This is a genomic window from Streptomyces sp. GESEQ-4 (genome assembly GCF_017948455.1).
Classification (GTDB): Bacteria; Actinomycetota; Actinomycetes; order Streptomycetales; family Streptomycetaceae; genus Streptomyces.
The window spans coordinates 111,558-135,947 of sequence record NZ_JAFFSU010000017.1 but is presented as its reverse complement, the minus strand read 5'-3'; the positions used below and the strand labels follow the sequence as shown (position 1 = coordinate 135,947).

Genomic DNA, 24,390 nt, shown 5'->3' with positions numbered 1-24,390 from the left:
CTAGACCTCTTACGGGTCCACGGGCCACACTGTCCCCGTGAGACATGTCATCGCCCTCGACGTGGGCGGCACCGGGATGAAGGCCGCCCTGGTAGGGGCGAAGGGCGAGCTGCTGCACCGGGCCCGCCGCGCCACCGGCCGCGAGCGCGGCCCCGGGGCCGTCGTCGAGCACATCCTCGACTTCGCCGCGGAGCTGCGCGCGCACGGCGAACAGGCCTTCGGCGAGCCCGCGTCCGCCGCCGGAGTCGCCGTCCCCGGCATCGTCGACGAGGCCCACGGCATCGCCGCCTACTCGGCCAACCTCGGCTGGCGCGACGTCCCCCTGCGCGACCTGCTCACCGCCCGCATCGGCAACGTCCCCGTAGCCCTCGGCCACGACGTCCGCACCGGCGGCCTCGCCGAGGGCCGCATCGGCGCGGGCCAGGGCACCGACCGCTTCCTCTTCGTCGCCCTCGGCACCGGCATAGCGGGCGCGATCGGCATCGAGGGCCGGGTGGAGTCGGGCGCGCACGGCTTCGCGGGCGAGATCGGCCACATCGTCGTACGACCGGCAGGGTCCCCTTGTCCATGCGGTCAGGCCGGTTGCCTGGAGCGGTACGCCTCGGCGGCGGCGGTGAGCGAGGCCTGGGCGAAGGCGTCCGGCAACCCGGACGCGGACGCGGCGGACTGCGCGAAGGCGGTCGAGTCGGGCGACCCGAAGGCACAGGCCGTCTGGCAGCAGGCCATATCCGCCCTGGCCGACGGCCTGACCACCGCCCTCACCCTGCTGGACCCCCGCACCCTCATCATCGGTGGCGGCCTGGCCGAGGCGGGGGAAACGTTGTTCACACCACTGCGGGACGCGGTGAAGCAACGCGTGACCTTCCAGAAACTGCCGGAAATCGTCCCCGCGGCCCTTGGGGACACGGCTGGCTGCCTCGGTGCCGGACTCCTGGCCTGGGATCTCCTAGACACTACTGACCGCACGGAGGTAACGACCTGATGGCAACCCCCTCAGGGGCGCGGGGAACTGCGCGACCAGCCACAGTCAACCCGCAGCCCGCGACGGCGAAGGCACCCCTCGTCCTGTCCGGTGCCAACGTGGTCATGCCCACAGGAACCGTCAAAGACGGCTCAGTGATCGTCAACGGCACCCGAATCACCAGCACAGCCCCAGAAAACGCCCAGGTCATCGACGTAACCGACCACTGGCTACTCCCCGGCTTCGTCGACATCCACAACCACGGCGGAGGCGGAGCCTCGTTCACCTCAGGCACCCCGGACGACGTAGTCACCGGCATCCACACCCACCGCCTGCACGGCACCACCACCCTCGTCGCCTCCACCGTCACCGGCGACATGGACTTCCTGATCCAGCGCGCGGGCCTGCTCAGCGAGCTCGCCGAGCAGGGCGACGTCGCCGGCATCCACTTCGAGGGCCCGTTCATCTCCCCGTGCCGCAAGGGCGCGCACTCCGAGGAACTGCTGCGGGACCCGGACCCCGCGGAGGTCCGCAAACTGATCGACGCGGCGCGCGGCCAGGCGAAGATGGTCACGCTCGCGACCGAACTCCCGGGCGGCATCGACTCCGTGAGGCTGCTGGCCGAGCACGGCGTCATCGCGGCGATCGGCCACACGGACGCGACGTACGAGCAGACGGTGGAGGCGATCGAGGCGGGCGCGACGGTCGCGACGCACCTCTTCAACGCGATGCCGACGCTGGGACACAGGTCACCGGGCCCGATCGCCGCGCTCCTGGAGGACGACCGCATCACCGTCGAGCTGATCAACGACGGCACCCACCTCCACCCCGCCTCCCTCCAACTCGCCTTCCACCACGCGGGAGCGAGCCGCGTGGCGTTCATCACCGACGCGATGGACGCGGCCGGTTTCGGCGACGGCCGCTACATGCTCGGCCCGCTGGAGGTAGAGGTCAGCGAGGGCGTCGCCCGCCTGGTCGAGGGCGGCTCGATCGCCGGCTCCACCCTCACCCTGGACCGCGCCTTCAAGCGCGCGGTGACGATCGACCGCCTCCCGGTCGAGGACACGGTCACGGCCCTGTCCGCCAACCCGGCCAGGCTGCTGGGGATGTACGACACGATCGGCTCCCTGGAGCCGGGCAAGTACGCGGACCTGGTGATCCTCGACACGGACTTCGAGCTCAAGGGCGTCATGCGCAGGGGCGAATGGGTGGTCGATCCCCAACTGGCCTGATCCGTCCGGCAGTCAGCGAGACGGTGGCCGACCCGGGACTGGGCTCGGCGGCCGTCTCTTTGGCATGATCTGACATCCGGACAGACAGACGGCAAGCGGGATTCCGCATCCATCGGGGGAGGTCGGCCCAGGTGATCCTCACGGTCACGCTGAACACCGCTCTCGACATCACCTATCGCGTACGGGCGCTACGGCCGCACACCTCGCACCGGGTGTCCGAGGTAACCGAACGCCCGGGAGGCAAAGGCCTGAACGTCGCCCGCGTACTCGCCACCCTCGGCCACGAGGTGACGGTCACCGGCTTCACGGGCGGCGCGACGGGCCGCGTCGTCCAGGACCAACTCACCACCACACCGGGCCTGGTGGACGCCCTCGTCCCGATCTCCGGCCCGACCCGCCGCACGATAGCCGTCGTGGACGAACAGACCGGCGACACGACCCAGCTCAACGAGCCCGGCCCGGTCATCACCCCCGCCGAGTGGTCCGCCTTCCAGGAGGCATACGAGGATCTGCTCCCGTCCGCCTCCGCGGTGGCCCTGTGCGGGAGCCTGCCGCCGGGCGTGCCGGTGGGCGCGTATGCGGGACTGATCCGGGACGCGAGGGCGGCGGGCGTCCCGGTCCTCCTCGACACCAGCGGTGAACCACTCCGCCGCGGAGTCGCCGCCCGCCCCGACATCATCAAGCCCAACACCGACGAACTCGCCGAACTCACCGGCTCCCACGAGCCGTTCCGCGCCACGCAGGACGCCCGCCGTCGCGGCGCCCACGCGGTCGTCGCGTCACTGGGCCCCGAGGGACTGCTCGCGGTGACCCCGGAGGGCCGCTGGCGCGCGACCCCGCCCACCCCGGTACACGGCAACCCGACCGGCGCGGGCGACTCCGCGGTCGCGGGCCTGCTGTCGGGCCTCGTCGAGCGCTTGCCGTGGCCGGACCGACTGGCCCGCGCGATCGCCCTGTCGGCGGCGACCGTACTGGCGCCGACGGCGGGCGAGTTCGACCGAAGGGCGTACGAGGAGCTGGTGGGGCGGGTGGCGGTGACCGGGGAGGTCAGCGCGGCCTGACGATCAGGACTTGACCCAGCCCTTGACCAGCCACACCTGGTCGAGGAGGGCGTCGCACTGGTTGCCCTGCTCGCAGGAGATCTTGACGGTGTTGGTGCCCTTGTTGAGCTGGATGTAGTTGTAGGTCTGCGTCCAGCCCTTCTCGTAGTCGCCCTCCGCGGCATTGGCGTAGTTGTCCATGCCGACCGGCGTGGTGGAGGCGGTGCCATTGACCGTGAGAGTGGCGGTGGCGTCCTTGCCCGGGACGCTGTAGCCCGTGTACAGCGTGTACTTGCCGGACTTCGGGATGCCGTTGACGGTCCACGTGACCGAGGCGCCGACCGCGTTGAAGCCGTTGACGTAGACGCCGCCGTCGGCCTTGGCGCCCTTGACGTCCGAGGCGGTGACCGCTCCGCCGCCCAGCTGCAAGGCCTTGGCGTCGAGCGCCGGCAGCTCCGCCTCGTTGCCGGCGTCGCCGCTCGCCGACTGGCTCGGCTCCGCGCTCTGCCCTGCGGAGGGCGTGCTGGACGCGCCGCCGCCTTCGGCCTTGTCGTCGTCGTTGCCGTCCATCATCGCCAGGCTGATCCCGATCACGACCGCGGCGACCACCGCGACCGCGCCGATCAGCAGCCCCTTGGTGTTCGGGCCGCGCCCGCGCCCACCGCCGCCGTCGCTGTACGACGGCTGCTGCGGAGACGTGGGAGCCCCGCCGCCGGGGAACGTCTCCGGCGCGGCGTAGTGGGCGCTCGGCTGGCCGTACGCGCCCTGCTGCTGCGGCACGGTCTGGCCGTACTGCGCGGTGGGTGCCGTGGGGGCGGGTGCCTGCTGGCCGTACTGGCGCTGGCCGACCGAGCGCGCCGCTCTGTTGACGGAGCCGACGGAGCCGGGGTAGCCGTAACCGCCGGAGGGCGGCTGGGCGCCGTTGGCCTGACCGTCGGCGTAGAGATAGCCGAACGGGTCGTCGTCCTCGGGCGTGCTCGCGCCGTTGTTGCCGGGCGTCATCCCTAGGTCTCCTCAACAGGTGCGGTGCGGATGCAGTGCATGGGGTCAGAATGGCGAGCCTACCCGCTCCGCGAGGCCCAAACGGGTGACTCCGGTCGCATCAACTCACTGACCTGGAGTCATCCGGCGCGTCTGTGCTGTTTGGGACGCGATCGTTTCTCGACGTACATCCGCTCGTCAGCGGACTTCAACACTTCGTCAGCCGTCATCCCGCAGTGTGCCCACCCGATTCCGAAGCTGGCGCCGACCCGCACGGCGCGGCCGTCGACCCGGATCGGCTGGATGATCTCGCTGCGCAGCCGGGCCGCGAGGTCCGCCGCGTCCGCGCTCCCGAGGCCGTCGGCGAGGACGACGAACTCGTCACCGCCGAGCCGGGCGACGGTGTCGCCGTCGCGGACGCCGCGGGACAGTCGCCTGGCCACCTCGATGAGCACCGCGTCGCCCGCGTTGTGCCCGAACCGGTCGTTGATCGACTTGAAGCCGTCGAGGTCGCAGAAGAGGACCGCGAGCCCCTTGGTGCCGTCGTCGTGCTCGCCTTCGGGGGCGACGGTGTGCACGTGGTGGTCGTAGGCGTCGTAGACATCGATGCCACCGCCCGGGCGGAAGTCGAAGCCGTGGCCGTTGGCGTCGTAGGCGGGATGGCCGAAGGCCGCGTCGACCGGTTCGAGGGCGCCGGGGTGGGTGGGGCGCTGGCAGAGGCGGGAGGAGAGCCGGGCGCGCAGCTCGGCGGAGTTCGGCAGGCCGGTGAGGGAGTCGTGGGAGGCGCGGTGGGCGAGCTGGAGCTCGCGGCGCTTGCGCTCCTCGATCTCCTCGACGTGGGTGAGGAGAAAGCGGGGGCCGTCGGCGGCGTCGGCGACGACGGAGTTGCGCAGGGAGACCCAGACGTACGTCCCGTCGCGGCGCCCGAGCCTGAGCTCGGCCCGGCCGCCCTCGGCCGAGGTCCGCAGCAGCGTGCCGATGTCCTCGGGGTGGACGAGGTCGGAGAAGGAGTAGCGGCGCATCGCGGAGGCGGGGCGGCCCAGCAGACGGCAGAGGGCGTCGTTGGTCCTCAGGATCCGGCCGTGCTGGTCGCCGCCCATCTCGGCTATGGCCATGCCGGAGGGGGCGTACTCGAAGGCCTGCCGGAAGCTTTCCTCGCTCGCTCGCAGGGCCTGCTGCTCCCGTTCGAGCCTGACCAATGCCCGCTGCATATTCGCGCGTAGACGTGCGTTGCTGATGGCGATGGCGGCCTGAAACGCGTACATCTGCAGGGCCTCACGGCCCCAGGCGCCGGGCCGGCGGCCGTTGCGCGGCCGGTCCACGGAGAGCACGCCGATCAGTTCGCCGCACGAGCCGCCCTGGATACCCGGGGTATGCATGGGCGCGAAGAGCCGGTCGGAGGGGTGCCACTCGTCCTCGAAGCGGGGCGCGGGCCCGTCGGTGTACCACTGCGGTACGTCGTCGTCATCGAGGACCCAGCCCTCGGTGTGCGGGATGAAGACCAGGTCGCCCCACTGCTCACCCATGCTGAGGCGGCGCTCCCAGGACTCGCGGGAGCCGACACGGCCGGTGATGAGCGCCTCGGCGGCGGGGTTGCCGGCGAACGCGGCGACGACGAGATCGCCGTCCGGCCGGACCAGGTTGACGCAGGCCAGCTCATAGCCGAGGCCGGTCACGACGCCGTCGGCGACGGTCTGCAGTGTGTCGGCAAGGCTGCGTGCCGTGTTCATGTCCGCCATGACCTGGTGCAGCTGTCGCAGGGTCGCAAGACGGACGTACGGCTCCGACTCGGTCTCCATGCTCGCCCTCCCCCCGAGACCTCGGCAGCGAATCAAGGGTTCTCTTCGGCGGTTCTTGATCAGTGGTGCCCTTGCAGCTTCCCGCCACTGAATCACAGCGCGCTGCTCACTCGGTACACAGGGTCAACAATTAATGGCTCTTGTGACTCAAGTCACAGCGAAACATGAATAATTGAGCGGTGTTTCTGCGATTTTCCTGTGCGTTTACCGACCGCAAATTTCGCACCTCTGTGGAGATTAGGTATCTGGTCCTAGGACCCGGTTCGGGCTGACGCCCGATGTGCCCCGCACCGGCCGGAGACTAGCGTTTCCGCGTGCTGAACACTCCCCCTGCCACCACCCCGCCCGTCCCCGCGCCCCGCGCCGGGCATGCTGAGGGGGTGAGCAACGACGAGTTCCGCGCAGCCATGTCCCGGCTGGCCGCGGGCGTGGTCCTGGTGACCGCACAGGAACCCCCGCTCGACCCGGACGACCCCATGTCGCCGAAGGTCGAGGACGTCGGCATGACCGCGACGGCCTTCATGTCGGTGTCCCTCGACCCGCCCCTGGTCCTGGTCAGCCTGCGCGACGGTTCCCGCATGGACGATCTGCTCGCCGAGCAGCCCCTGTGGGCGGTCTCGGTCCTCTCCGAGAGCCAGCGCCACATCGCCGGCCGCTTCGCCATGAAGGGCCGCATCAGTGACCGTCTGCTCTTCGAGGACATCCCCTACGTCCGCGGCGAGGCGACCAGCGCTCCCCTGGTGGGCGGCGCCCTCGCGACCCTGGAGTGCCGTACGGAACAGCGGGTGCCCGCGGGCGACCACACCCTGGTGATCGGCCGGGTGCTGACGGCCGCCGTACCGAGCGCGGACGGCGGCCCGCTCGCGTATTTCCGGGGGCGGTACCGGCAGTTGGGGTGACGTCACGCAGGTCACACGTCACGTAGATCACATGTCACACACAGGTCACACATCCAGGAGCGTGATGTCGAGGGCGGCGGCGCGGGCCGGGTCGGTCGTGATGTCGATCGCGGTGATCCGGTCGTGTGCGACCGTGAAGCTGAGCGCCCGCACGGGGCGGCCGTCCACGAGGACGACGATGCCGACGTTGCCGCCGATCAGGGCGGGGCGGGTGATCAGGGCGGGCCGTGCCAGGGTTGCCTGCGCGTAGCGGGGCGCGGACGAAGCGACCGCCACGGCGCCCGAGGTCACGCCGGCCTCGGACCGCGCCACGACATCCGGGTCCAGAACCTCCACCAGCGCGTCGAAGTCGCCGTCCCGCGCGGCGGCCAGGAAGGCGTCGACGACCCGCCGCTGCCGTACCAGATCGGTGTCCGGGGCCTCGGCGCCCTGCACCCGTCGCCGGGCGCGACTGGCCAGCTGCCGGGCCGCGGTCGGCGTCCGCCCCACGATCGTGGCGACCTCGTCGAACGGCACCGCGAACAGGTCGTGCAGCACGAACGCCAGCCGTTCCGCGGGCGACAGCGTCTCCAGTACGACCAGCAGCGCGACGCCCACCGAGTCCGCGAGCAGCGCGTCCTGCTCCGGGTCCGGCGCCGTGTCCGCGGGGACGGGTGGGCGTGAGTCCAGTGGCAGTTCGGCGCGGGACTTGCGGGTGCGGAGCATGTCGAGACAGACCCGGCCCACCACCGTCGTGAGCCAGCCCCCGAGATTGTCGACCCGACTGGCGTCCGACCGGCTCAGCCGCAGCCACGCCTCCTGCACCGCGTCCTCCGCCTCCGCCCGCGATCCGAGCATGCGGTACGCGACGGCCCGGAGGTGACTCCGGTGCGACTCGAACCGCTCGGCGAGAAACTCGGTGCTGTGCGGCGCGTCGGTCATGGTCGGGGTCCCCTCGTACGTACGGCTCGCGGTCGGTCGACACGAACATGACGGAGGGGGTGGGGGAAACGTGACAGGCGTCGCCGGCCGGCTCAGGACCAGTCCCGCCCCGACCGTCCCCGCTTCGTGTCCGACCGTGCCTTCTTCTGCCGCAGCCGCCGCTCGTTGATCCCGCGGGGGATGCGCGTCGGCCGCCGCGGCTTGGGCGGCGGCGCGGTGGCCTCGGCCAGAAGCGCCGCGAGGCGTACGGCCGCGGTCTCGCGGTTGCGCCACTGGGACCGGTGCTCGGAGGACCGTACGGTGATGACCCCGTCGACGAGCCGGGCGGCCAGCCGCTCCAGGGCCCGCTGCTTCCACACCTCGGGCAGCGCCTCGGTCTTCGCCAGGTCGAAGCGCAACTCCACCTGCGAGTCACTGGTGTTGACGCGCTGCCCGCCCGGACCCGAGGACCGCGAGAAACGCCACATGAGCTCGGCCTCGGGAAGCGAGACGGAGCCGCGAATGGGATAGGGACCGGACATGGCTCCATGGTCGCCGCTCTGTCCGGTCCACGTCACCCGAATATCCGGAGCGTTCCGGCCATCCCAGGTAAAGAAAGTAAAGCCACCTGGAACCTCGCGTACGCTCCCGGCGTTGGTAGGGGTAGCTGTAGCGTTCTTGCCGTACGTAAACGAGGGAAGGGACTCCCAACAATGGCTGTAAGCCTGTCCAAGGGTGGCAACGTCTCGCTCACCAAGGAGGCTCCGGGCCTGACCGCCGTCACCGTGGGCCTCGGCTGGGACGTCCGCACCACCACCGGCACGGACTTCGACCTCGACGCCTCGGCGATCGCGGTCAACCCGCAGGGCAAGGTGTACTCCGACGCCCACTTCATCTTCTTCAACAACAAGCAGACGCCGGACAACACCATCGTCCACACCGGCGACAACCGCACGGGTGAGGGCGCGGGCGACGACGAGGCGATCAAGGTCAACCTGGCGGCCCTCCCGGCCGACATCGAGAAGATCGTCTTCCCGGTGTCCATCTACGACGCCGAGAACCGCACGCAGAACTTCGGCCAGGTGCGCAACGCCTACATCCGCATCCTCAACGAGGCCGGCGGCGCCGAGATCGCCCGCTACGACCTCTCGGAGGACGCGGCCACCGAGACGGCCATGGTCTTCGGCGAGCTCTACCGCAACGGCGCGGAGTGGAAGTTCCGCGCCGTCGGCCAGGGCTACGCCTCGGGCCTGGTCGGCATCGCCCAGGACTTCGGCGTGAACGTCTGAGGTTCGGCAAGGCAGTCGAGACGGGCCCCGGCACGACGTTCCGTGCGGGGCCCGTTCTTCTGCTCCGCACGCGTGAGCCTCAGGTGGGCGCGTCGACGGGGATTCCCGCGTCCCGCGCCGCCTCGGCCAGCCGCTTGTCATAGGTCACGAAGGACGTCAGCCGTGAGCGGATGCGCAGGGCTGTCGCCAGATGAATGGCGTCGAGGCTGCGTACAGTCACGGGCTTGACGGTCTGGGCCAGGATGCGGATTCCGGCATCGAGATCCACCAACTCGATCAGATCGAGGACAGGATGCAGCCGGGCGATCGCATCCGGGGCGTAGCTAGCCAGCGCCCGCGATGCCTCGATCTCCAGGAGAACCGAGCTCGTCCACCCGGTCTCCGCCCGCTCATCGAGCCAGTCGCGCAACGCCTGCGACTCGCTCTCCGCATGGGCCAGCTTCACGACCGCGGCCGAGTCGAGGTAGATCATCAGCGCTCTCCTTCACGGCCGCGCGCGATCTCCTCCCCGATATCGATCCCATCCGGCTCCCCTATGGGCATGCGCAGCACCGCTCGCCGCAGGGCCACGGCGCGCTCCTTTCGCAGAGCGGCTTCCAGCACGGCCTGCCGGATGGCGGCCGAGCGCGAGCTGCCGTCGCGGGTGAGGACGTCCAAGGCATGCTCGGTCTCGGAGTCGCTGCGGATGGTGATGGTGTCTGCCATGCCAGTAGCGTAAGACAAGCTGTCTTACACCATAAGCGCGCGGACAGCACTGCCGTACGTCCCTCAAGGACCGCTCCGCTCAGGCCGTTCGCTTTCGGGGCGTCGTCTTCTTGGCCTGCGTTTTCTTTGCCGTACTCTTCGCAGCCGTCGACTTCTTCGCCCCCTGCGCCGACTTGGCCGTCGTCTTCTTCGCGGAGGCTGTCTTCTTCGCGGCCGTCTTCTTGGCCGCCGTCGACTTCTTGCCGGCCGGCTGTTTGGGGGCGGCGCGGGCGGTTTTGCGGGACGGGAGGCGTTTGACCTGGGCGGGTTCCTCTTCCGGCGCCTCGCCGCGGGACTCCTTCGCGTCCCGGACGCTCTTCTCCAGGGCGGCCATGAGGTCCAGGACCTTGCCGCCCTTCGCGGGCTCGGGGGCCTCGGGCGGCGCCTCGCCGGCGGCCTTCGCGGCGATGACCTCCTCGACGGCCTCGCGGTACTCGTCGTGCAGATCCTCGAGCTCGACCTCGCCGAGGGTGTCCATCAGGGCGTCCGCGAGGTCCAGCTCCTTGTCGCGGACCGTGACTCCGGTGTCCGGGGCGACGCCCTCTGGGGCGCGGACCTCGTCCGGCCACAGCAGCCCGTGCATGGCGATCGCGTCGTCGACCACCCGCAGCATGCCCAGCCGCTCCCGCCCGCGCAGGGCGAATTTCGCGATGGCGACCTTGTTGCTCCGTTTGAGTGCCTCGCGCAGCAGCGTGTACGGCTTGGCGGCCGGGGCGCCGCTGGCCGCGAGGTAGTACGCGGCGTCCATCTGGAGCGGGTCGATCCGGTCGTTCGGCACGAACGCCACGATCTCGATCGTCTTGGCGGTGGGGAGCGGGAGGTGGGACAGGTCCTCGTCGGTGATCGGGATGAGCGAGCCGTCCGCGTCCTCGTACGCCTTGCCGATCTCCCCCTGCGTGACCTCGCGGTCCTCCAGTTCGCAGACCTTGCGGTAGCGGATACGGCCGCCGTCCTCCGTATGGATCTGGCGGAAGGAGATCGAGTGGCTCTCGGTGGCGTTCACCAGCTTGATCGGGATGCTGACCAGGCCGAACGAGATGGCGCCGTTCCAGATGGATCGCACGTGCAGCACCCCTCCGCACCCTTTTGTCACTGTTTACGGGAGATTCCCATCGTATGACGTCAGGGCTGGTCCGGCCTGCCCTCGCCGTACAGCCACTCCTCCCAGACCGGCGTGAAGTCCTGGTCCGGGGCCTGCCGCTCGACGTACGCCGTGAAGTCGTCGGTGTCCGCGTTGCCGTGGCGGTGGGTGGCGGCCCAGCCCTGGATGATCTCGTAGAACGTGTCGTCGCCGACCGTCTCCCGGATCTTGTGGAGGACCATCGCGCCGCGTACGTAGACAGGGGGGTCGGAGATGTGCGCGGCGTCGGTCGGCTTGCCGGGCGGGAAGGCCCAGATCGCCTCGTTGTCCTCGGGGTCGTCGTAGTAGTCGCCCGCGTAGAGCTGGTCGAAGATCTGCTGGGCGGTCTCGCCGTCGTGGTCCTCCTGCCACAGCCACTCGGCGTAGGTCGCGAAGCCCTCGTTGAGCCACATGTCCCGCCAGGTCTTCGGGGAGACGGAGTCGCCGTACCACTGGTGGGCGAGTTCGTGGACGAGGAGTTCCGTGTCGGGGGCGCCGGGGAAGACGGGCCGGTTCTGGGTCTCCAGGGCGTAGCCGATGTCGTCCTCGCGCTCGATGATCGCCCCGGTGGAGGAGAAGGGGTACGGGCCGAAGCTGTTCTCGGCCCACTCCATGATCTCGGGGAGCTGCCCCAGCACCTCCCGGCTCGCCTTGGTCTGGCGGGGGTCCACGGCCGTGTACGCCGGCAGGTCGTCCGCGACGGTGGTGCGGCTGATGTCGTAGCGGCCGACGGCGAGCGTGGCGGCGTGGCTCGGCACGGGCTCGGCGGTGTGCCAGGTGAAGGTCGTACGGCCGTCCCGGGTCGTCTCGTTGGTCAGCTCCCCGTTGGAGACGGCGTGCAGCCCCTTCGGCACGGTGACTTCGATGTCGTACGCCGCCTTGTCGGACGGGTGGTGATTGCCGGGGAACCAGGCCATGGAGCCCGTCGGTTCGCCAAGCGCCAGGGCGCCGTCCTCGGTGGGCAGCCAGCCCTCCTCCGAGCCGTCCGGGTCGGTGATCGTCTCGGGGGTGCCGGAGTAACGGACGGTGATGCGGAAGGTGTCCTGGTCGTCCAGGTCGTGGCGCGGGCGGACGGTCAGTTCCTGGCCGGTGCGGTTCCAGCGGGCGGGCTCGGTGTCCACGGTGACGGATTCGACGTCCAGGCCCTTGAGATCGAGGTTGAGGGCGGAGAGGTCCTGGGTGGCCGTCGCCGTGATCTCGGCGGTGCCGGTGAGGTGCTGCCTCTCGGGGACGTAGTCGAGGGTCAGGCCGTAGTGCGTGACGTCGTAGCCGTCGTTGCCCGCCTTCGGGAAGTACGGGTCGCCGAGGCCCGAGCCGCCGGGGGTGCCGACGACTCCACCGCCGCATGCGGTCGACGCGAGGGCGAGCAGGGCAAGCGCGCAGGTCGGGACAACGGGTGCGGATCGGGACACGTCAAGGATCCTAGGCGGGCCGTGACACCATCGCGTACGTGCTCGACATCGGCTACGCCCTTTCCACCCGTTTCCCCGATCCGCCCCAGACCGACTACCGGCGCGCGGACGTCCGGGCGCTGCGGCACGATCTGTTCTGCGGGGACGTCTATCTCGCCGACACCAAGGCGGACCGGGAGTTGTCCACAGCCTGGGGATGGGTGCCGGTGCTCGACTTCGCGTGGGCGCTGTGCGACATCGTCGAGCGGATCGACCGGGATCCGGCCGGCTCCCGGGCCTCCCGCCCCCAGCGGGCGGAACTCGACTTCACCGAGTCCACCGACCGCCTGTTCTTCGAGCGCCGCTTCGGGTGGGTGGACATCGAGGCCGACTGGATGCCGGCGGAGGAGCCGCCCCTGAGCTTCTCCCACGCCGAGCTGCGGCGCGAGGCACGGGACTTCCTCCACGACCTGATCGCCGACCTGTGCGATCTGCACGACGACCTGGCGGAGAACCCGGCGATCTGGACCCTGCAGGCGAAGTTCCCGCGGGTGGGGTGAGCCGCGGCGGCGATTGCCGCAGCTCTACCGCCACGGCGGGCAGCGTCTCTCAGTCGCCCCTGCGCCGTGAGTGCAGATGACCGTCGAGTGGGAAGGACGGCGGCGCGGCGGGCAGGAGGCGGTCGAAGTCGTAGCCGCTCTTGTGCGCCACCCGGCACGAAGCCAGGTTGTCGGCCTGGTGCAGGAGCTCCAGACGTACGAGGTGGTCGGCACCCAGGTGCCCGAAGGCCCACGCGGTGACGGCTTCCAGAGCCCGGGACGCTACTCCGCGTCCACGGGCACGCGCCGCGGTCCAGTAGCCCACCTCGGCCGACGGCTTCCCCGGAGTCACGTCCTTGAGCACCACATAGCCGACCAACTGCCGCTGATCTGCTCCGGGTTGCGTCTCCAGGACCGCGAAGCCGAACCGGTCACCGGCCGCCCATCCCCGCTCCTGACCCCGCACCCACCTCAGCGCGTCGGCCTCGTTCTCCACGGCGAGGCTCGTCCAGTGCCGCAAAGCGGGATCCCGGCCCGCCTCGACCAGGGCGGGGACGTCGTCGACGCACCAGGGGCGCAGGATGAGGGCGGGCAGCGACGGTGTCGCTTCAGCGGTGAGTACGACGGTGTCGGGCACCGGCCCATCGTATGAGGCTGCGTGCCTACCCCGGGTCCGCCCCGTACCGCGCCCCTCTCCCCGTCACCCCTCCACCCGAATCCCCAACTCCCCCGCCAACGCCCCCGCCAGATCCAGCAGTTGGCCCGTGCTGATCACCGCCCCCGACAGTCGGCCGATCCCCCGTGCGATGCCCAGTTCCGCCGCTTCCCTCAGGTCGACGTCCAGCAGCGTCGCCGAGGTGAAGTCGGCCTCCTTGAGGACGCAGCCGGGGAACTCCACGCGCTCCAGGCGAGCGCCGCCGAAGTCGGGTTCGACCAGGACGCAGTTCTCGAAGACGACGTCTCTGAGGCGGGCGGCGCGCAGGTTCAGGTAGTCGATCTTGCCGCCGCGGATGACGACGCGTTCCAGGACAGCGCCGTGCAGTTGGGTTCCGCCGAGCCGGGCGTCCAGCACTTCGACGTCGCGCAGGGTCGACTCCGCGAGGTTCGTGCCGACGCCCCGCGGGGCGGTGAGGACCGCGTCGAGGAAGCGGGCGTGGTGCAGCCGTGTCTCGTCCAGCGCGCAGCCCGTCAGCGCGCAGTCCATGAAACGGGCGCCCCCGCCGTCCTGCCCGGCGAGGTCGGACTCCCGGAACTCCAGCCCGTCGTAATCCCCGTCCGGCTCCAACTCCCCGTCCCCGAACGGCTCCAGCGCCGGCAACCGCACCTCCGGCCGCCGCGCCCCCTTCACGGCCCCGACCTTCTTCGCCACGCCCTGCCTCCCGTCACTCACGCACCAGACCGCCCGTACCGAACCCGTACCGCGCCCGTACCACCCCCCATGCTGCACCCCACCACTGACAATCCACCTGACCTGCGAAAACCCCACCCACGCAGCCCGCCATGTCACGTTCCGGCCCCCTCCGACCGTCGTACTCCCAGAAAGGCGACCCAACCGGAGCCCAACCAGAGGGAGACCCCCAGCCATGCACCGCATCACCGTCATCGGCGGCGGCTTCGCCGGACTCACCGCGGCCATCACGGCCGCGGAGGCAGGCGCCAAGGTCACCATGCACGAAGCGCATCACACCCTCGGCGGGCGGGCGCGGACCGCGGAGGGGCCGTACCGGACGAACGAAGGCCCGCACGCCCTCTACAGCGGCGGCCCGCACTGGGCCTGGCTCCGGCAGCGCGACCTGATCGGGCCGCTCGCCCCGATCCCGCCCCTGGAGGCGGCCCGGCTGCGGCTGAAGCACCACGGCGTGCTGCGCCGCACCCCACCGTTCGCGATGCTCAAGCTGCTCCGCCGCAGCGCGCAACAGGCGCCTGTCGACGTCGACTTCATGACGTGGGCCGAGCGGGAGGCGGGTGAGGAGGGGGCCCGTGCCGCCGCGCACTACTCCGCCGTCGCGCTCTTCCATCACGACCCCGGCAGCCTGTCGGCCGCCTTCGTGCAGGAGCGGCTGCGGCGTGCCACGAAGCTGCCTCCGGAGGCGCACTATCCGCGCGGCGGCTGGGCCACGCTCATCGACCGGATGGCCGCCCGGGCGTGGAATCTGGGTGTGCGGATGGAGACGCTGTCCCGCGTCGACACCCTGCCGACCGACACGCCCGTCGTCGTCGCGACCTCCCTCGACTCCGCTCGCAGCCTGCTGAAGGACGACTCCCTGACGTGGACGAGCGGGCGTACGGCCCTGATCGACCTCGCGGTGCGGACCCGGCGCGGGGACGCCTTCGTCGTCTCCGACCTGGACTCCCCCGGCTGGCTGGAACGGTTCACCGCGCAGGACCGTTCGCTGGCGCCGGCCGGTGAGCAGCTCATCCAGGGGCAGATCCCGATCGCCCCGCACGAGTCACGGGCCGACGGGATCGCCCGTGCCGAGCGGCTGCTCGACATGGCCTTCGAGGGCTGGCGCGAGCGCGTCACCTGGCGGCGCGAGGCCGTGGCGAACGGCCGTACGGGCGCCGTCGACCTGCCCGGCACCAGCTGGCGCGACCGGCCGGCCGTCGACCGCGGGGCCGGCGTCTATCTCGCGGGCGACCAGGTCGCCGCGCCGGGCGTGCTGTCCGAGGTCTCCTTCAACAGCGCGCTCACCGCGGTGTCACTGGCCCTCGGCCGACACAACGCCCTTGACCTCAAGCAAGCTTGAGGTTGAAGAGTGAGCGCCATACAGAGCGATCGAATCGCCGTACGGGTCGATCACAGAGCGATCACACGAGGAGCGCGCCATGCACGCCATCCGCCTGCACACCTTCGGCCCGGCCGAGAACCTCACCTACGAAGAGGTCCCGGACCCGCTGCCGGGCCCGGGCCAGGTCCGTATCGCCGTGAAAGCGGCCGGAGTCCACCTCCTCGACACCGCCCTGCGCGAGGGCATGCGAGGGCCCGCGCCCGAAGCCTCGCCCCTGCCCACCATCCCCGGCCGCGAGGTCGCCGGTGTCGTCGAGTCCCTCGGCGAGGGTGTCGCGGCGCTGTGGCTCGGCAAGCGCGTGGTCGCCCACCTCGGCTTCGCGCCGGGTGGCTACGCCGAACTGGCCGTCACCGACGTCGACCGCGTCCACGAGATCCCCGAGCGCCTGGACTTCGCGCAGGCCGTCGCCATGATCGGCACGGGCCGTACGACGATGGGGATCCTGCAGTTCACCGAGCTCGGCCCCGACTCGGTGGCCGTGATCCCCGCGGCGGCCGGCGGCATCGGCACCCTGCTCGTGCAGTACGCCCGCAACGCCGGCGCCACCGTGATCGGCCTCGCGGGCGGCCCGGAGAAGGTCGCCCGCGTGCAGGCGAACGGCGCCGATCTCGCCGTCGACTACAAGGACCCCGCCTGGCCGGACAAGGTCCGCGCCTACCTCGGGGGACGCGCCGCCACCGTCGTCTTCGACGGAGTCGGCGGCGACGCCGCCCGCGCGGCCGTCGACCTGCTCGGACCCGGCGGACAGCACCTCGTCTTCGGCTGGTCCGGCGAGGGGCTTCACGACGGCAGCCCGTACGTCGTCGAAGGCGTGACCGAGCAGGTCCTCGGGCCCGTGATGATGCAGAAGGCGGGCGGCCCCAACCCCATACACACCCTCGAACTCCGCGCCCTCGCCGAGGCCGCCGAAGGCCGCCTCACCCCGGCCGTACAGCGCTTCCCACTCACCGAGGCCACCGCCGCGCACCGCGCGCTGGAGAACCGCGGGACCACCGGGAAGGTCGTACTGGAGCCATGAGCGGGAGGAAATGCGACGCAGCTCTGAGGGCATGAACGCCGAGGGGCGGCCACGGAGAACCCGGGCCGCCCCCTCATGCCACCGCGTCAGCTCACCTGACGACCGCCTTCGTCGCCTTGCTCACCGCAGACCCGTCCTTGTGACCCGCGCGGTGCGCGATCACCTTCACGGTGATCTTCTTGCCCTTCTGGGCCGACTTCAGCACCAGCGTGGCCTTGGTGGCCCCGCTGATCACCGTGCCGTTCGCGTACCACTGGTACGAGTAGGAGGTCGGGCTGAGATTCCACGTTCCCTTGGACGTCTTCAGCGTCTTGCCGACCTTCGCCGTCCCGCTGATCACCGGCAGCTTGGTCGCCTTGGGCGCGTCCCCCTTGGCGACGGTCACCGCCGCCGAGGTCGCCGTCCCGCTCTGCCAGCCGCTCCTGACCGCCGTGACGGTCACGGTCAACTTCTTGGCGACCACCGAGGAGGCGATGGTGTACGTCTTCGCCGTCGCCCCGGATATCGCCTGGCCGTTCGCCTTCCACTGGTACGTGTACGACGTCGGAGCCGCTGACCAACTTCCCGGATCCGCCGTGACCTTGGCGCCCACCTTGGCCGTGCCGGTCACCTTGGGGGCGCCCGTGTTGGTCAGCTGGGGCTCGGTCACCGTGAAGGTGCCGCGCGAGTGCTCGCAGCACGTGGTGAGCACGCTGACGTTCCAGTCGCCGGCCGCCGCGCCGGTCAGGTCGACGGTCGCTGTCACCGACCGGTTGTCGGCAGCCACCGAGTCGGCCGCAGCGGTGATCGTCTTACCGCTGCGAGTGAGCCTGACCTTGGTGTTCGCGCCGAGTGCGGTACCGGTCACCGTGACCTTGACCTTGCTCTCGCCGACCCCGGTCGTGGGGCTCAGGCCGGTGACGCTCACCTTGTCCGGCCCGCACAGCGTCGAGACGCAGGCCAGCTTGGCGCTGTAGGAGGTGGCGGACGTCGTCTCCGGCAGGCCGAGCACGAACAACGAGGGTGCGGCTCCGCTGGTGCCGCCCCCGGCCGAGCACGCGTAGCCGGAACTCGTCCAGGAACAGCCGTTGTTCCACTTCGCGTTGTAGAGCGCGGGCACCGCCGTCGCGGTGGCGCCCGTGGTGTCCGCGATCTCGGCGTCGAAGCGGTCGAACCCGGCCGTCGGCAGCACCGCGCACACCGCGCTGTGCTGCTCGTCGAGCGTGCCGGTGACCGGCCCGTAGCCGTAGGACACCGACGGCACCTTGGTGCACTCCGGCGCCGGACCGGCCGCGGTCGCGACGCGCAGGGCGTCCAGGCGGTACGCGGGCGCCGCCTTCAAGGTGGCCGGGGTCTGCACGAGGACCTGGTGGGTGGTGGAACCGGTCACCGCGCAGGAGCGGTTGCGGTAGGAGCACTCGGAGCTGCCGTCACCGCCGAACACGGCGATGTTGGCGGTGCCCAGGGCGTCCCGGACGTCCATGTGCAGGACGTCGGTGGCCGCGTCGGTGGTGACCTGGTGGCAGTTCACGGTGCCGGGCTCGCCGTACGCGGCACCGAGGGACGGGCCGCCGACCTTGCCCACGGCGGTCGTCGCGCAGCCCGCCGAGGAGGCGCTCGCGGTCACGTCACGCCGGGCGAGGGTGTACGTGGCGGCCAGGTCCCGGCCGGTGACCAGCACGGTGTGGGCCTGGCCCGGGGTCAGCGAGCAGACGGTCCAGCCGTTGACGGTGGCCGTACGGTCGCAGATCTTCTTGCCCGTGGCGTCCAGCACGGAGAACTTCGCCGGTACGCCGCCGGAGGCGCCGATCAGCTGGAAGAGCTCCGCGCCCGTGTGGGCGTCCGCGGGAATGGTCAGGCACTGGGAGAAGACACCGTCGCCCGTACCGAAGGCGGCCTTGGCCCCGTCAGCGGTGAAGCTGCCGGCGGGCAGGACCGGGCAGTCGTTCGCCGCGTCGGTGCGGTGGAAGGCGATCGCGTACGGGCCGGTGGCGTCCTCGCCGACGTCGTCGGTGTGCACCAGCGCCCGGTAGGGGGCTGTGCCGGTCAGCGCGCAGTTCCCGTCGGCCAGTTCCGTGCCGCTGCACTGCACGGTGCCGTCCCGGTCGACGACCTCCACCTCGGCATCCACACCGGATGCGGCGATCGGGGTGAGCGCGGCGATCCGCGCGCCCTGCGGGGCGTCCAGCGTCAGGCAGTCGTACTGCCCCACGGTGCTCAGCTCACCCCGGTACACGCCGGTCTCAGTGGCCACGCATCCGGCGTCGGAGGCGCGGTCGAGGACGACCAGGTCGTCGCTGTTGTAGTCGGGGTAGTCGAAGAGGGGCCTGCCGAGAACCGCGGTGTAGGTACCTGCGGCGGGCAGCCGGCACGGGTCGGTCTGCTCGCAGGCGATCTTCCCGACCGCGTCGTAGACGAGGACGGGGCCCGCGGAGTACTCGTCGACCTCGTGGACCAGGTACCGGCCGGCCTTGCCGACGGTGAAGGTGAAGCAGGGGTTGGTCTGGAAGTCGAGGCCCTCAGCAGGTCCGAAGGGACGCACGGGCGCGGCCCGGCAGCCCTGCGGGTCGGACAGCGAGCGCACCCTGACCGCGTACCCGGCGGGGAAGCCCCGCTCAGAGTCGGTCACCTTGGAGATCACCCGGTAGGGGCCCTCTCCGGGCAGCACACAGCTGAGGGTGCTCTCGTCGTCAGCCGTGATGCGCGGGCAGATGCGGGCCCCGGTCGAGTCGGTGATCCACGCGACGATGCCGCCGTAGACCTCCGTTGCCCGGCCGAGCAGGACGCGCTCTCCCGGCTCGCCCTCGAAGGCCTGGCAGTCGATCTCCAGCGGGCCCACCGAGGTCCGGCCGGGCGTCGGCACGTCCCAGGCGGTGCTGACCGGGTCGTAGCAGCCCTCGGTGGCCGAGCTCAGCGGGACGACGGTGAACTCGGCGTCCGTCAGGTCCGACCAGCCGCTGTTGACGATCTTGAGGGTGTAGTCGCCGGGTGCGGGCACGTCGCAGTGACCGCCCTCGGAGAACTGCTCGTCGTAACAGTCGACTTCGGTGCCGTCCGCGGCGAAGAGCTGCGCGTTCGGGCTGTCGCCGTAGCCGTCGGACAGCAGGTAGCGGCCGGCCGCCGGGGCCGACATGGTGAAGCAGACACTTTCCCCGACCGGGATGGTCGCCTTGTTGACGGCGTCCCCGGGATCGCCGAACGGCGCGAGCACGAGCGGTGCGCAGTCCCCGTCAGCGGCAGCAGCGGGGCTCACTGCGGTCAGGGTGAGGAGTGAAGCGAGCAGCGAGACGAGTGCGGCGAAGACGGCCGGGACGACAGCTGCCCGCCCCCGTCTCGCCGATCGCCGGAAACCGGCGTCGGACAAGGATCCCCCCTGGATCAGTGGTCGTTGAGGCGATAGTGGCACACGGGACTGACAATGCCTCCCTGAGTTTCCCAGGGGTGCCAGAAACCAGCCGAAGCCGCTCAGCCTGCGGGCATTCGTGCCGCCTAGGGCGGCACGGGTGGGCGCAGGCGGCTCCCCGTCAGCGCCGGGCTGCGCGACCCACCCCCGCCCAGCCCCCACGCACGGTCACCGCCCCGCGCTCCTCCGCCCGCTCACCGCCCCGCAACCCGATCCGCCCACCGAGCCAGCCGCGACGTCTCCCCGCTCCGCATCTCCGCCTCCCGCCGATCCGCCGCCCGATACGCCGCGTACATCCCCTGCACCCCCACCCAACGCAACGGCTCCGGCTCCCACTTCCGCACCTTGTGCCCCACCCACGGCAAATCGGTGAGCTCGGTCCGCCCGCCCTGCCCCGAGTCCTGCTGCACCAGATCCCGCAGTGTCCGCGCGGCGAGATTCGCGGTGGCGACGCCCGAACCGACGTAACCGCCCGCCCAGCCGATCCCCGTCGACCGGTCCAGCGTGACGCCGGCGCACCAGTCGCGCGGCACGCCCAGCACCCCGGACCAGGCATGCTCGATCCGCACTCCGGCCAGCGACGGGAAGAACCGCACGAGGATGTCCCGCAGCGCCTCGATGGTCGCCTCCTGCGTCCGCCCGTCGTTGTCGGTCCGCGATCCGAACCGGTACGGCACCCCACGCCCGCCCAGTGCGATCCGCCCGTCGGCGGTGCGCTGCGCGTACATATAGGCGTGCGCCATGTCGCCCAGCGTCTCGCGCCCGTCCCAGCCGACCGACGCCCACTGCTCGTCGGTGAGCGGCGCGGTCGCGATCATCGAGGAATTCATCGGCAGCCAGGTGCGCTTCTGACCCTTGAGGGCGGCCGTGAACCCCTCGGTGCAGCGCAGCACATACGGCGCCCGGACCGTCCCGTACGGCGTCACCGCGTGCTTCGGCCGGATCTCCGTCACCGGCGTCCGCTCGTACACGCTCACCCCGAGCGCCTCGACGGCCGCCGCCAGCCCCTTCACCAGCTTGACCGGATGCACCCGCGCCCCATGGGGCGTCCAGCTCGACCCGACGGCATCCATCACCCGGATCCGCTCGGCGGTCTCGCGGGCGCCGTACAGTTCGCGGTCCTTCTCACCGTACGACAGCTCGCGCTCGTGGAATGCCTTCAGCCGCGCCAACTGGGCGGGCCCGAGGGCGAGTTCGAGGACCCCGCCGCGATGAATGTCCGCGTCGATCCCTTCCGCCGCGGCGACCTCGACGACCTCGCTCACGGTGTCGTTCATGGCCCGCTGCAGTCGTACGGCGGCCTCGTGGCCGTGCAGTTTCGCGTACCGGTCACGCCCCGCGATCCCGTTGTACAGCCACCCGCCGTTCCGCCCCGAGGCCCCGTACCCGCAGAACTTCTGCTCCAGGACGGTGATGCGCAGGAACGGCGCCGCCTTCTTCAAGTAGTACGCCGTCCACAGTCCCGTATAACCGCCGCCGACGATCACGACATCCGCCGACGCGTCACCGGCGAGCGGCTCCCGCACCGCCGGGAGTCCGTCGTCCGCGTACCAGAAGGAGATACCGCCGTTTGTGGCACCGCTCGCCGAGCTGCTCATGGCGAGGACATTAATTCGCGTGAGCCGATTCCCCCACGCCAGTACGGTCACAAGGTGGTCGACATTCCGCAGGAGCTCGCCGCGTCGCAGCAGATGTACAACGGGGAAGCGGGCCGCGCCTTCATCGCCCGACTCCCGGACCTGACGGCCGACTTCCTGGCCCGCTGGCAGCTGAGGGTCGACGGCCGGCCGATGCACGGAGTCGGCGCCCTGGTCGTGCCCGTCGTCCGCGCGGACGGCACGACAGCCGTCCTGAAGCTGCAACTCCTCGACGAGGAGAGCGAGGGCGAACCGGTCGCGCTGCGCATCTGGGACGGCGACGGGGCGGTACGGCTCCTCGACCACGACCCGGCCACCGGCACGATGCTCCTCGAACGGCTCGACGAGAAGCGCATGTTGTCGCACCTCGGCGACACCCGCGAGGCCGTGCTGATCATCGCCCGGCTGCTGGCCCACCTGACATCCGTCCCCGTACCGCACGGCATGCGCCGGCTCGGCGACATCGCGCAGGCCATGCTGGACCAGGCCCCCTGGGCGCTCCAGCGGATCCCCGACCCGGAGGCCCGCCGCCTGGTCGCCGACTGCGCGGCCGCCGTACGCGAGGTCGTGGACGAGCCCGGCGACCGGCTCCTCCACTGGGACCTGCACGACGAGAACGTCCTCGCCTCCGACCGCGCCCCCTGGCTCGCGATCGACCCCAAACCGCTGTCCGGCGACCCCGGCTTCGAACTGTGGCCCGCCCTCGACAACCGCTTCGACGCCGACGACATCCTCTGGCGCTTCGACGCGATGACGGACGTCCTCGGCCTGGACCGGTCCCGCGCGCGTGCCTGGACCCTGGGCAGGCTGCTCCAGAACACCCTCTGGGACATCGAGGACGAACGCCCGCTGGAGGAACGGCAGTTGGAAATCGCCAGGCGCCTGCGGAACCACCCTGGCTAACCTCGCCCCATGATTCGCCCCGCGGCCCCCGCCGACATCCCCGTCATCCACACCCTGATCCGCGAACTCGCCGAGTACGAGAAGGCCCCGCACGAGGCCAGGGCCACCGAGGAGCAGCTCCACGACGCCCTGTTCGGCGACCGCCCCGCCGCCCACGCCCACATCGCCGTCGACGACACAACGGGCGACCCGGTCGGCTTCGCCCTCTGGTTCCTCAACTTCTCCACCTGGCGCGGCGTCCACGGCATCTACCTGGAAGACCTCTACGTCCGCCCCACCGCCCGCGGCGCCGGCCACGGCAAGGCCCTGCTCACCGAACTGGCCCGCCTCTGCGTGACCCGCGGCTACGGCCGCCTCGAGTGGTCCGTCCTCGACTGGAACCGCCCCGCGATCGACTTCTACGAGTCCCTGGGCGCCCGCCCCCAGGACGAGTGGACGGTGTACCGACTGACGGACGAGGCCCTGACGAAGCTGGGCAACGCTTAGCCGGCCGATCCCCCGATCGCGGCGATCCCCGCCCCGACCGTACGCCTCAGCTCCCGCGGATCCGCCCCGGCCCGCGAGCGCAGATTGACCCCGTACGCCAGCAGCGCCAGCAGGTCGGCCGCGGCGTCGAGGTCGGTGTCGGGGCCGAGTTCGCCGCCGGCGCGGGCCTGGCCGAGGGCGGAGTGCATCGCGTCGCGCAGCTGCCGGTGGTGCCGTTCGAGGAGGTCGAGGACTTCCGGGTCGCCGTTCTCGGCACCGGCGTGCGCATTGGCGACCATGCAGCCCCAGCGCGCGTACTCGCCCGAGCAACGGACCTGGATCAGCCCGTCGAAGAAGTCGGACACGGCCGCCAGCCCTCGCCCGTCCTCGGCGAGATGGCGGAACGCAGGCCGGGAGTGGGTGTCCACGTACCGGCGCAGCGCGGCCCGGTAGAGATCCTGCTTGCCCCCGAACGTGGCGTACAGGCTGGAGCGGTTGAGCCCGGTCGCCGCCACGACGTCCCGGATGCCGGTCGAGGCCACGCCCTGCCGCCAGAACAGCCGGACCACCGTCTCCAGGGCCGTGTCCGGGTCGAAGTGCTTGATGTCCGGCATGGTTCCTCCGCCATCTTGAACTGACGGTTCCAAGATACGCCGGCGAAGGACTATCTTGAAACGAACGTTCCAAGATGAAGCCGCATACCGCACGAGGCACCCCTCACCCCTCGCCCAGAAGGAATCCGATGCCCCTCGAGGCCGAACTCCGCGCCATCTTCGACAACCGCCACACCCGCATCCCCGCCGAAGCCCTGGAGATCATGGACCGCAGGAGCCGCGAACTGGCCGAATCCAGCCAGCCGGACCGCGCCCCGACCGCGAGCGACCGAGCCCCCGCCTTCTGCAACCTCACCCTGCGAGCCCTCCAGCACATTCACTCCGACATCACCGCACACGGCGCCCAGTTGGTCGCCGTCTCCCCGCAGATCCCCGACGAGTCCCTCTCCCTCACCGAGAAGCACGGCCTCGCCTTCCACGTCCTCAGCGACCTCGCCTTCGACCTCGCCGCCCTCTACGACAGCTTCGGCTTCGACCTCCAGCGCGTGAACGCGGGCCACGCCCGCACCCTCCCGCTCCCCGCGACATACGTCATCGACCGCGCCGGCACGATCCGCTGGGCGTTCGTGAACACGGACTACGAGAAGCGGGCGGAACCGCAGGACATCCTGGGGGCCCTCTCCCGTTACGCAACGTCCTGACACGGCCACGCGTCAGGAACCTCGTGGCTTGGAGAAACGCGCTCTG

24 protein-coding genes are annotated in these 24,390 nt (G+C 70.9%); 11 read left to right on the top strand and 13 right to left on the bottom strand.

Annotated elements, in window-relative coordinates; all coding sequences use genetic code 11:
- Window positions 1-37: 37 nt before the first annotated feature.
- The 3 genes from KCH48_RS28970 (at window position 38) to KCH48_RS28960 (ending at window position 3,254) form a co-directional block, all read left to right on the top strand.
- Window positions 38-982, top strand: a complete 945-nt coding sequence (locus KCH48_RS28970; protein WP_210577849.1) for an ROK family protein — start codon at window positions 38-40, stop codon at window positions 980-982.
- Window positions 982-2,193: an N-acetylglucosamine-6-phosphate deacetylase gene (nagA, locus tag KCH48_RS28965; RefSeq protein ID WP_210577848.1), complete on the top strand. Its 1,212-nt coding sequence runs from the start codon at window positions 982-984 to the stop codon at window positions 2,191-2,193. Before KCH48_RS28970 ends, nagA begins: the two co-directional genes overlap by 1 nt.
- Window positions 2,194-2,324: 131 nt before the next feature.
- Window positions 2,325-3,254 carry a 1-phosphofructokinase family hexose kinase gene (locus KCH48_RS28960; protein ID WP_210577847.1) on the top strand — a complete coding sequence of 310 codons (930 nt, stop codon included), beginning with the start codon at window positions 2,325-2,327 and terminating at the stop codon, window positions 3,252-3,254.
- A 3-nt stretch (window positions 3,255-3,257) separates the two neighbouring features.
- On the opposite strand, the gene KCH48_RS28955 is transcribed toward KCH48_RS28960, so the two are convergent.
- Both KCH48_RS28955 and cdgB read right to left on the bottom strand, forming a co-directional pair.
- Window positions 3,258-4,235, bottom strand: a complete 978-nt coding sequence (locus KCH48_RS28955) for a carbohydrate-binding protein (protein WP_210577846.1) — start codon at window positions 4,233-4,235, stop codon at window positions 3,258-3,260.
- Window positions 4,236-4,354: 119 nt separating this feature from the next.
- Window positions 4,355-6,013: a diguanylate cyclase CdgB gene (gene cdgB, locus KCH48_RS28950; protein WP_210577845.1), complete on the bottom strand. Its 1,659-nt coding sequence runs from the start codon at window positions 6,011-6,013 to the stop codon at window positions 4,355-4,357.
- Between the two features lie 314 nt (window positions 6,014-6,327).
- Here cdgB and KCH48_RS28945 point away from each other — a divergent pair, with 314 nt between their 5' ends.
- Window positions 6,328-6,912, top strand: coding sequence for a flavin reductase family protein (locus KCH48_RS28945; RefSeq protein ID WP_210577844.1), 585 nt, complete (start codon window positions 6,328-6,330; stop codon window positions 6,910-6,912).
- 45 nt (window positions 6,913-6,957) lie between these two features.
- On the opposite strand, the gene KCH48_RS28940 is transcribed toward KCH48_RS28945, so the two are convergent.
- A complete protein-coding gene (locus KCH48_RS28940) occupies window positions 6,958-7,833 on the bottom strand; it encodes a sigma-70 family RNA polymerase sigma factor (protein ID WP_210577843.1) in 876 nt (291 codons plus the stop codon).
- 92 nt (window positions 7,834-7,925) lie between these two features.
- Window positions 7,926-8,354 carry an alternative ribosome rescue aminoacyl-tRNA hydrolase ArfB gene (gene arfB, locus KCH48_RS28935; RefSeq protein WP_210577842.1) on the bottom strand — a complete coding sequence of 143 codons (429 nt, stop codon included), beginning with the start codon at window positions 8,352-8,354 and terminating at the stop codon, window positions 7,926-7,928.
- Between the two features lie 171 nt (window positions 8,355-8,525).
- Between arfB and KCH48_RS28930 the strand changes: the two genes are divergently transcribed.
- A complete protein-coding gene (locus tag KCH48_RS28930; RefSeq protein WP_210577841.1) occupies window positions 8,526-9,101 on the top strand; it encodes a TerD family protein in 576 nt (191 codons plus the stop codon).
- A gap of 79 nt (window positions 9,102-9,180) precedes the next feature.
- Here KCH48_RS28930 and KCH48_RS28925 read toward each other — a convergent pair whose 3' ends face one another.
- The 4 genes from KCH48_RS28925 to KCH48_RS28910 all read right to left on the bottom strand — a co-directional run bounded on the left by KCH48_RS28925 (window position 9,181) and on the right by KCH48_RS28910 (window position 12,377).
- A complete protein-coding gene (locus tag KCH48_RS28925; RefSeq protein WP_210577840.1) occupies window positions 9,181-9,573 on the bottom strand; it encodes a type II toxin-antitoxin system VapC family toxin in 393 nt (130 codons plus the stop codon).
- The gene (locus KCH48_RS28920) at window positions 9,573-9,806 is read right to left on the bottom strand and encodes a ribbon-helix-helix protein, CopG family (protein ID WP_210577839.1); all 234 of its coding nucleotides are present in this window, start codon (window positions 9,804-9,806) and stop codon (window positions 9,573-9,575) included. Before KCH48_RS28920 ends, KCH48_RS28925 begins: the two co-directional genes overlap by 1 nt.
- 79 nt (window positions 9,807-9,885) lie before the next feature.
- Window positions 9,886-10,917, bottom strand: coding sequence for a Ku protein (locus KCH48_RS28915; RefSeq protein WP_210577838.1), 1,032 nt, complete (start codon window positions 10,915-10,917; stop codon window positions 9,886-9,888).
- 50 nt (window positions 10,918-10,967) lie between these two features.
- Window positions 10,968-12,377: a M1 family metallopeptidase gene (locus KCH48_RS28910; RefSeq protein WP_210577837.1), complete on the bottom strand. Its 1,410-nt coding sequence runs from the start codon at window positions 12,375-12,377 to the stop codon at window positions 10,968-10,970.
- Window positions 12,378-12,415: 38 nt separating this feature from the next.
- Between KCH48_RS28910 and KCH48_RS28905 the strand changes: the two genes are divergently transcribed.
- Entirely contained in the window at window positions 12,416-12,916 is a 501-nt protein-coding gene (locus KCH48_RS28905; protein ID WP_210577836.1) for a hypothetical protein, read from the top strand.
- A 49-nt stretch (window positions 12,917-12,965) separates the two neighbouring features.
- Here the strand turns inward: KCH48_RS28905 and KCH48_RS28900 are convergent, their stop codons facing one another.
- A complete protein-coding gene (locus KCH48_RS28900; protein WP_210577835.1) occupies window positions 12,966-13,532 on the bottom strand; it encodes a GNAT family N-acetyltransferase in 567 nt (188 codons plus the stop codon).
- A gap of 63 nt (window positions 13,533-13,595) precedes the next feature.
- Window positions 13,596-14,243, bottom strand: coding sequence for a pentapeptide repeat-containing protein (locus KCH48_RS28895; RefSeq protein WP_210577888.1), 648 nt, complete (start codon window positions 14,241-14,243; stop codon window positions 13,596-13,598).
- A gap of 235 nt (window positions 14,244-14,478) precedes the next feature.
- Between KCH48_RS28895 and KCH48_RS28890 the strand changes: the two genes are divergently transcribed.
- Both KCH48_RS28890 and KCH48_RS28885 read left to right on the top strand, forming a co-directional pair.
- Entirely contained in the window at window positions 14,479-15,642 is a 1,164-nt protein-coding gene (locus tag KCH48_RS28890; protein WP_210577834.1) for an NAD(P)-binding protein, read from the top strand.
- 79 nt (window positions 15,643-15,721) lie between these two features.
- On the top strand, window positions 15,722-16,702 hold the full coding sequence (locus KCH48_RS28885; protein ID WP_210577833.1) for a zinc-binding dehydrogenase: 981 nt from the start codon (window positions 15,722-15,724) through the stop codon (window positions 16,700-16,702).
- A gap of 91 nt (window positions 16,703-16,793) precedes the next feature.
- Here the strand turns inward: KCH48_RS28885 and KCH48_RS28880 are convergent, their stop codons facing one another.
- The gene (locus tag KCH48_RS28880) at window positions 16,794-20,045 is read right to left on the bottom strand and encodes a Tat pathway signal protein (RefSeq protein WP_210577832.1); all 3,252 of its coding nucleotides are present in this window, start codon (window positions 20,043-20,045) and stop codon (window positions 16,794-16,796) included.
- Window positions 20,046-20,278: 233 nt separating this feature from the next.
- Window positions 20,279-21,682 carry an FAD-binding oxidoreductase gene (locus tag KCH48_RS28875; protein ID WP_210577831.1) on the bottom strand — a complete coding sequence of 468 codons (1,404 nt, stop codon included), beginning with the start codon at window positions 21,680-21,682 and terminating at the stop codon, window positions 20,279-20,281.
- 93 nt (window positions 21,683-21,775) lie between these two features.
- Between KCH48_RS28875 and KCH48_RS28870 the strand changes: the two genes are divergently transcribed.
- Both KCH48_RS28870 and KCH48_RS28865 read left to right on the top strand, forming a co-directional pair.
- A complete protein-coding gene (locus KCH48_RS28870) occupies window positions 21,776-22,624 on the top strand; it encodes an aminoglycoside phosphotransferase family protein (RefSeq protein ID WP_246886048.1) in 849 nt (282 codons plus the stop codon).
- Window positions 22,625-22,633: 9 nt separating this feature from the next.
- A complete protein-coding gene (locus KCH48_RS28865) occupies window positions 22,634-23,110 on the top strand; it encodes a GNAT family N-acetyltransferase (protein WP_210577829.1) in 477 nt (158 codons plus the stop codon).
- Here KCH48_RS28865 and KCH48_RS28860 read toward each other — a convergent pair.
- On the bottom strand, window positions 23,107-23,703 hold the full coding sequence (locus KCH48_RS28860; RefSeq protein WP_210577828.1) for a TetR/AcrR family transcriptional regulator: 597 nt from the start codon (window positions 23,701-23,703) through the stop codon (window positions 23,107-23,109). The two genes, KCH48_RS28865 and KCH48_RS28860, sit on opposite strands and share 4 nt — an antisense overlap.
- A gap of 128 nt (window positions 23,704-23,831) precedes the next feature.
- On the opposite strand from KCH48_RS28860, the gene KCH48_RS28855 reads away from it, so the two are divergent.
- Window positions 23,832-24,344, top strand: coding sequence for a redoxin domain-containing protein (locus KCH48_RS28855; protein WP_210577827.1), 513 nt, complete (start codon window positions 23,832-23,834; stop codon window positions 24,342-24,344).
- Window positions 24,345-24,390: the final 46 nt, after the last annotated feature.

Bases quoted from the DNA above. Each gene is read 5' to 3' on its own strand.
- nagA (WP_210577848.1), top strand. From the start codon at position 982: ATGGCAACCCCCTCAGGGGCGCGGGGAACTGCGCGACCAGCCACAGTC.
- KCH48_RS28955 (WP_210577846.1), bottom strand. From the start codon at position 4,235: ATGACGCCCGGCAACAACGGCGCGAGCACGCCCGAGGACGACGACCCG.
- cdgB (WP_210577845.1), bottom strand. From the start codon at position 6,013: ATGGAGACCGAGTCGGAGCCGTACGTCCGTCTTGCGACCCTGCGACAG.
- KCH48_RS28940 (WP_210577843.1), bottom strand. From the start codon at position 7,833: ATGACCGACGCGCCGCACAGCACCGAGTTTCTCGCCGAGCGGTTCGAG.
- arfB (WP_210577842.1), bottom strand. From the start codon at position 8,354: ATGTCCGGTCCCTATCCCATTCGCGGCTCCGTCTCGCTTCCCGAGGCC.
- KCH48_RS28930 (WP_210577841.1), top strand. From the start codon at position 8,526: ATGGCTGTAAGCCTGTCCAAGGGTGGCAACGTCTCGCTCACCAAGGAG.
- KCH48_RS28925 (WP_210577840.1), bottom strand. From the start codon at position 9,573: ATGATCTACCTCGACTCGGCCGCGGTCGTGAAGCTGGCCCATGCGGAG.
- KCH48_RS28920 (WP_210577839.1), bottom strand. From the start codon at position 9,806: ATGGCAGACACCATCACCATCCGCAGCGACTCCGAGACCGAGCATGCC.
- KCH48_RS28890 (WP_210577834.1), top strand. From the start codon at position 14,479: ATGCACCGCATCACCGTCATCGGCGGCGGCTTCGCCGGACTCACCGCG.
- KCH48_RS28885 (WP_210577833.1), top strand. From the start codon at position 15,722: ATGCACGCCATCCGCCTGCACACCTTCGGCCCGGCCGAGAACCTCACC.
- KCH48_RS28875 (WP_210577831.1), bottom strand. From the start codon at position 21,682: ATGAGCAGCTCGGCGAGCGGTGCCACAAACGGCGGTATCTCCTTCTGG.
- KCH48_RS28870 (WP_246886048.1), top strand. From the start codon at position 21,776: ATGTACAACGGGGAAGCGGGCCGCGCCTTCATCGCCCGACTCCCGGAC.
- KCH48_RS28865 (WP_210577829.1), top strand. From the start codon at position 22,634: ATGATTCGCCCCGCGGCCCCCGCCGACATCCCCGTCATCCACACCCTG.
- KCH48_RS28860 (WP_210577828.1), bottom strand. From the start codon at position 23,703: ATGCCGGACATCAAGCACTTCGACCCGGACACGGCCCTGGAGACGGTG.
- KCH48_RS28855 (WP_210577827.1), top strand. From the start codon at position 23,832: ATGCCCCTCGAGGCCGAACTCCGCGCCATCTTCGACAACCGCCACACC.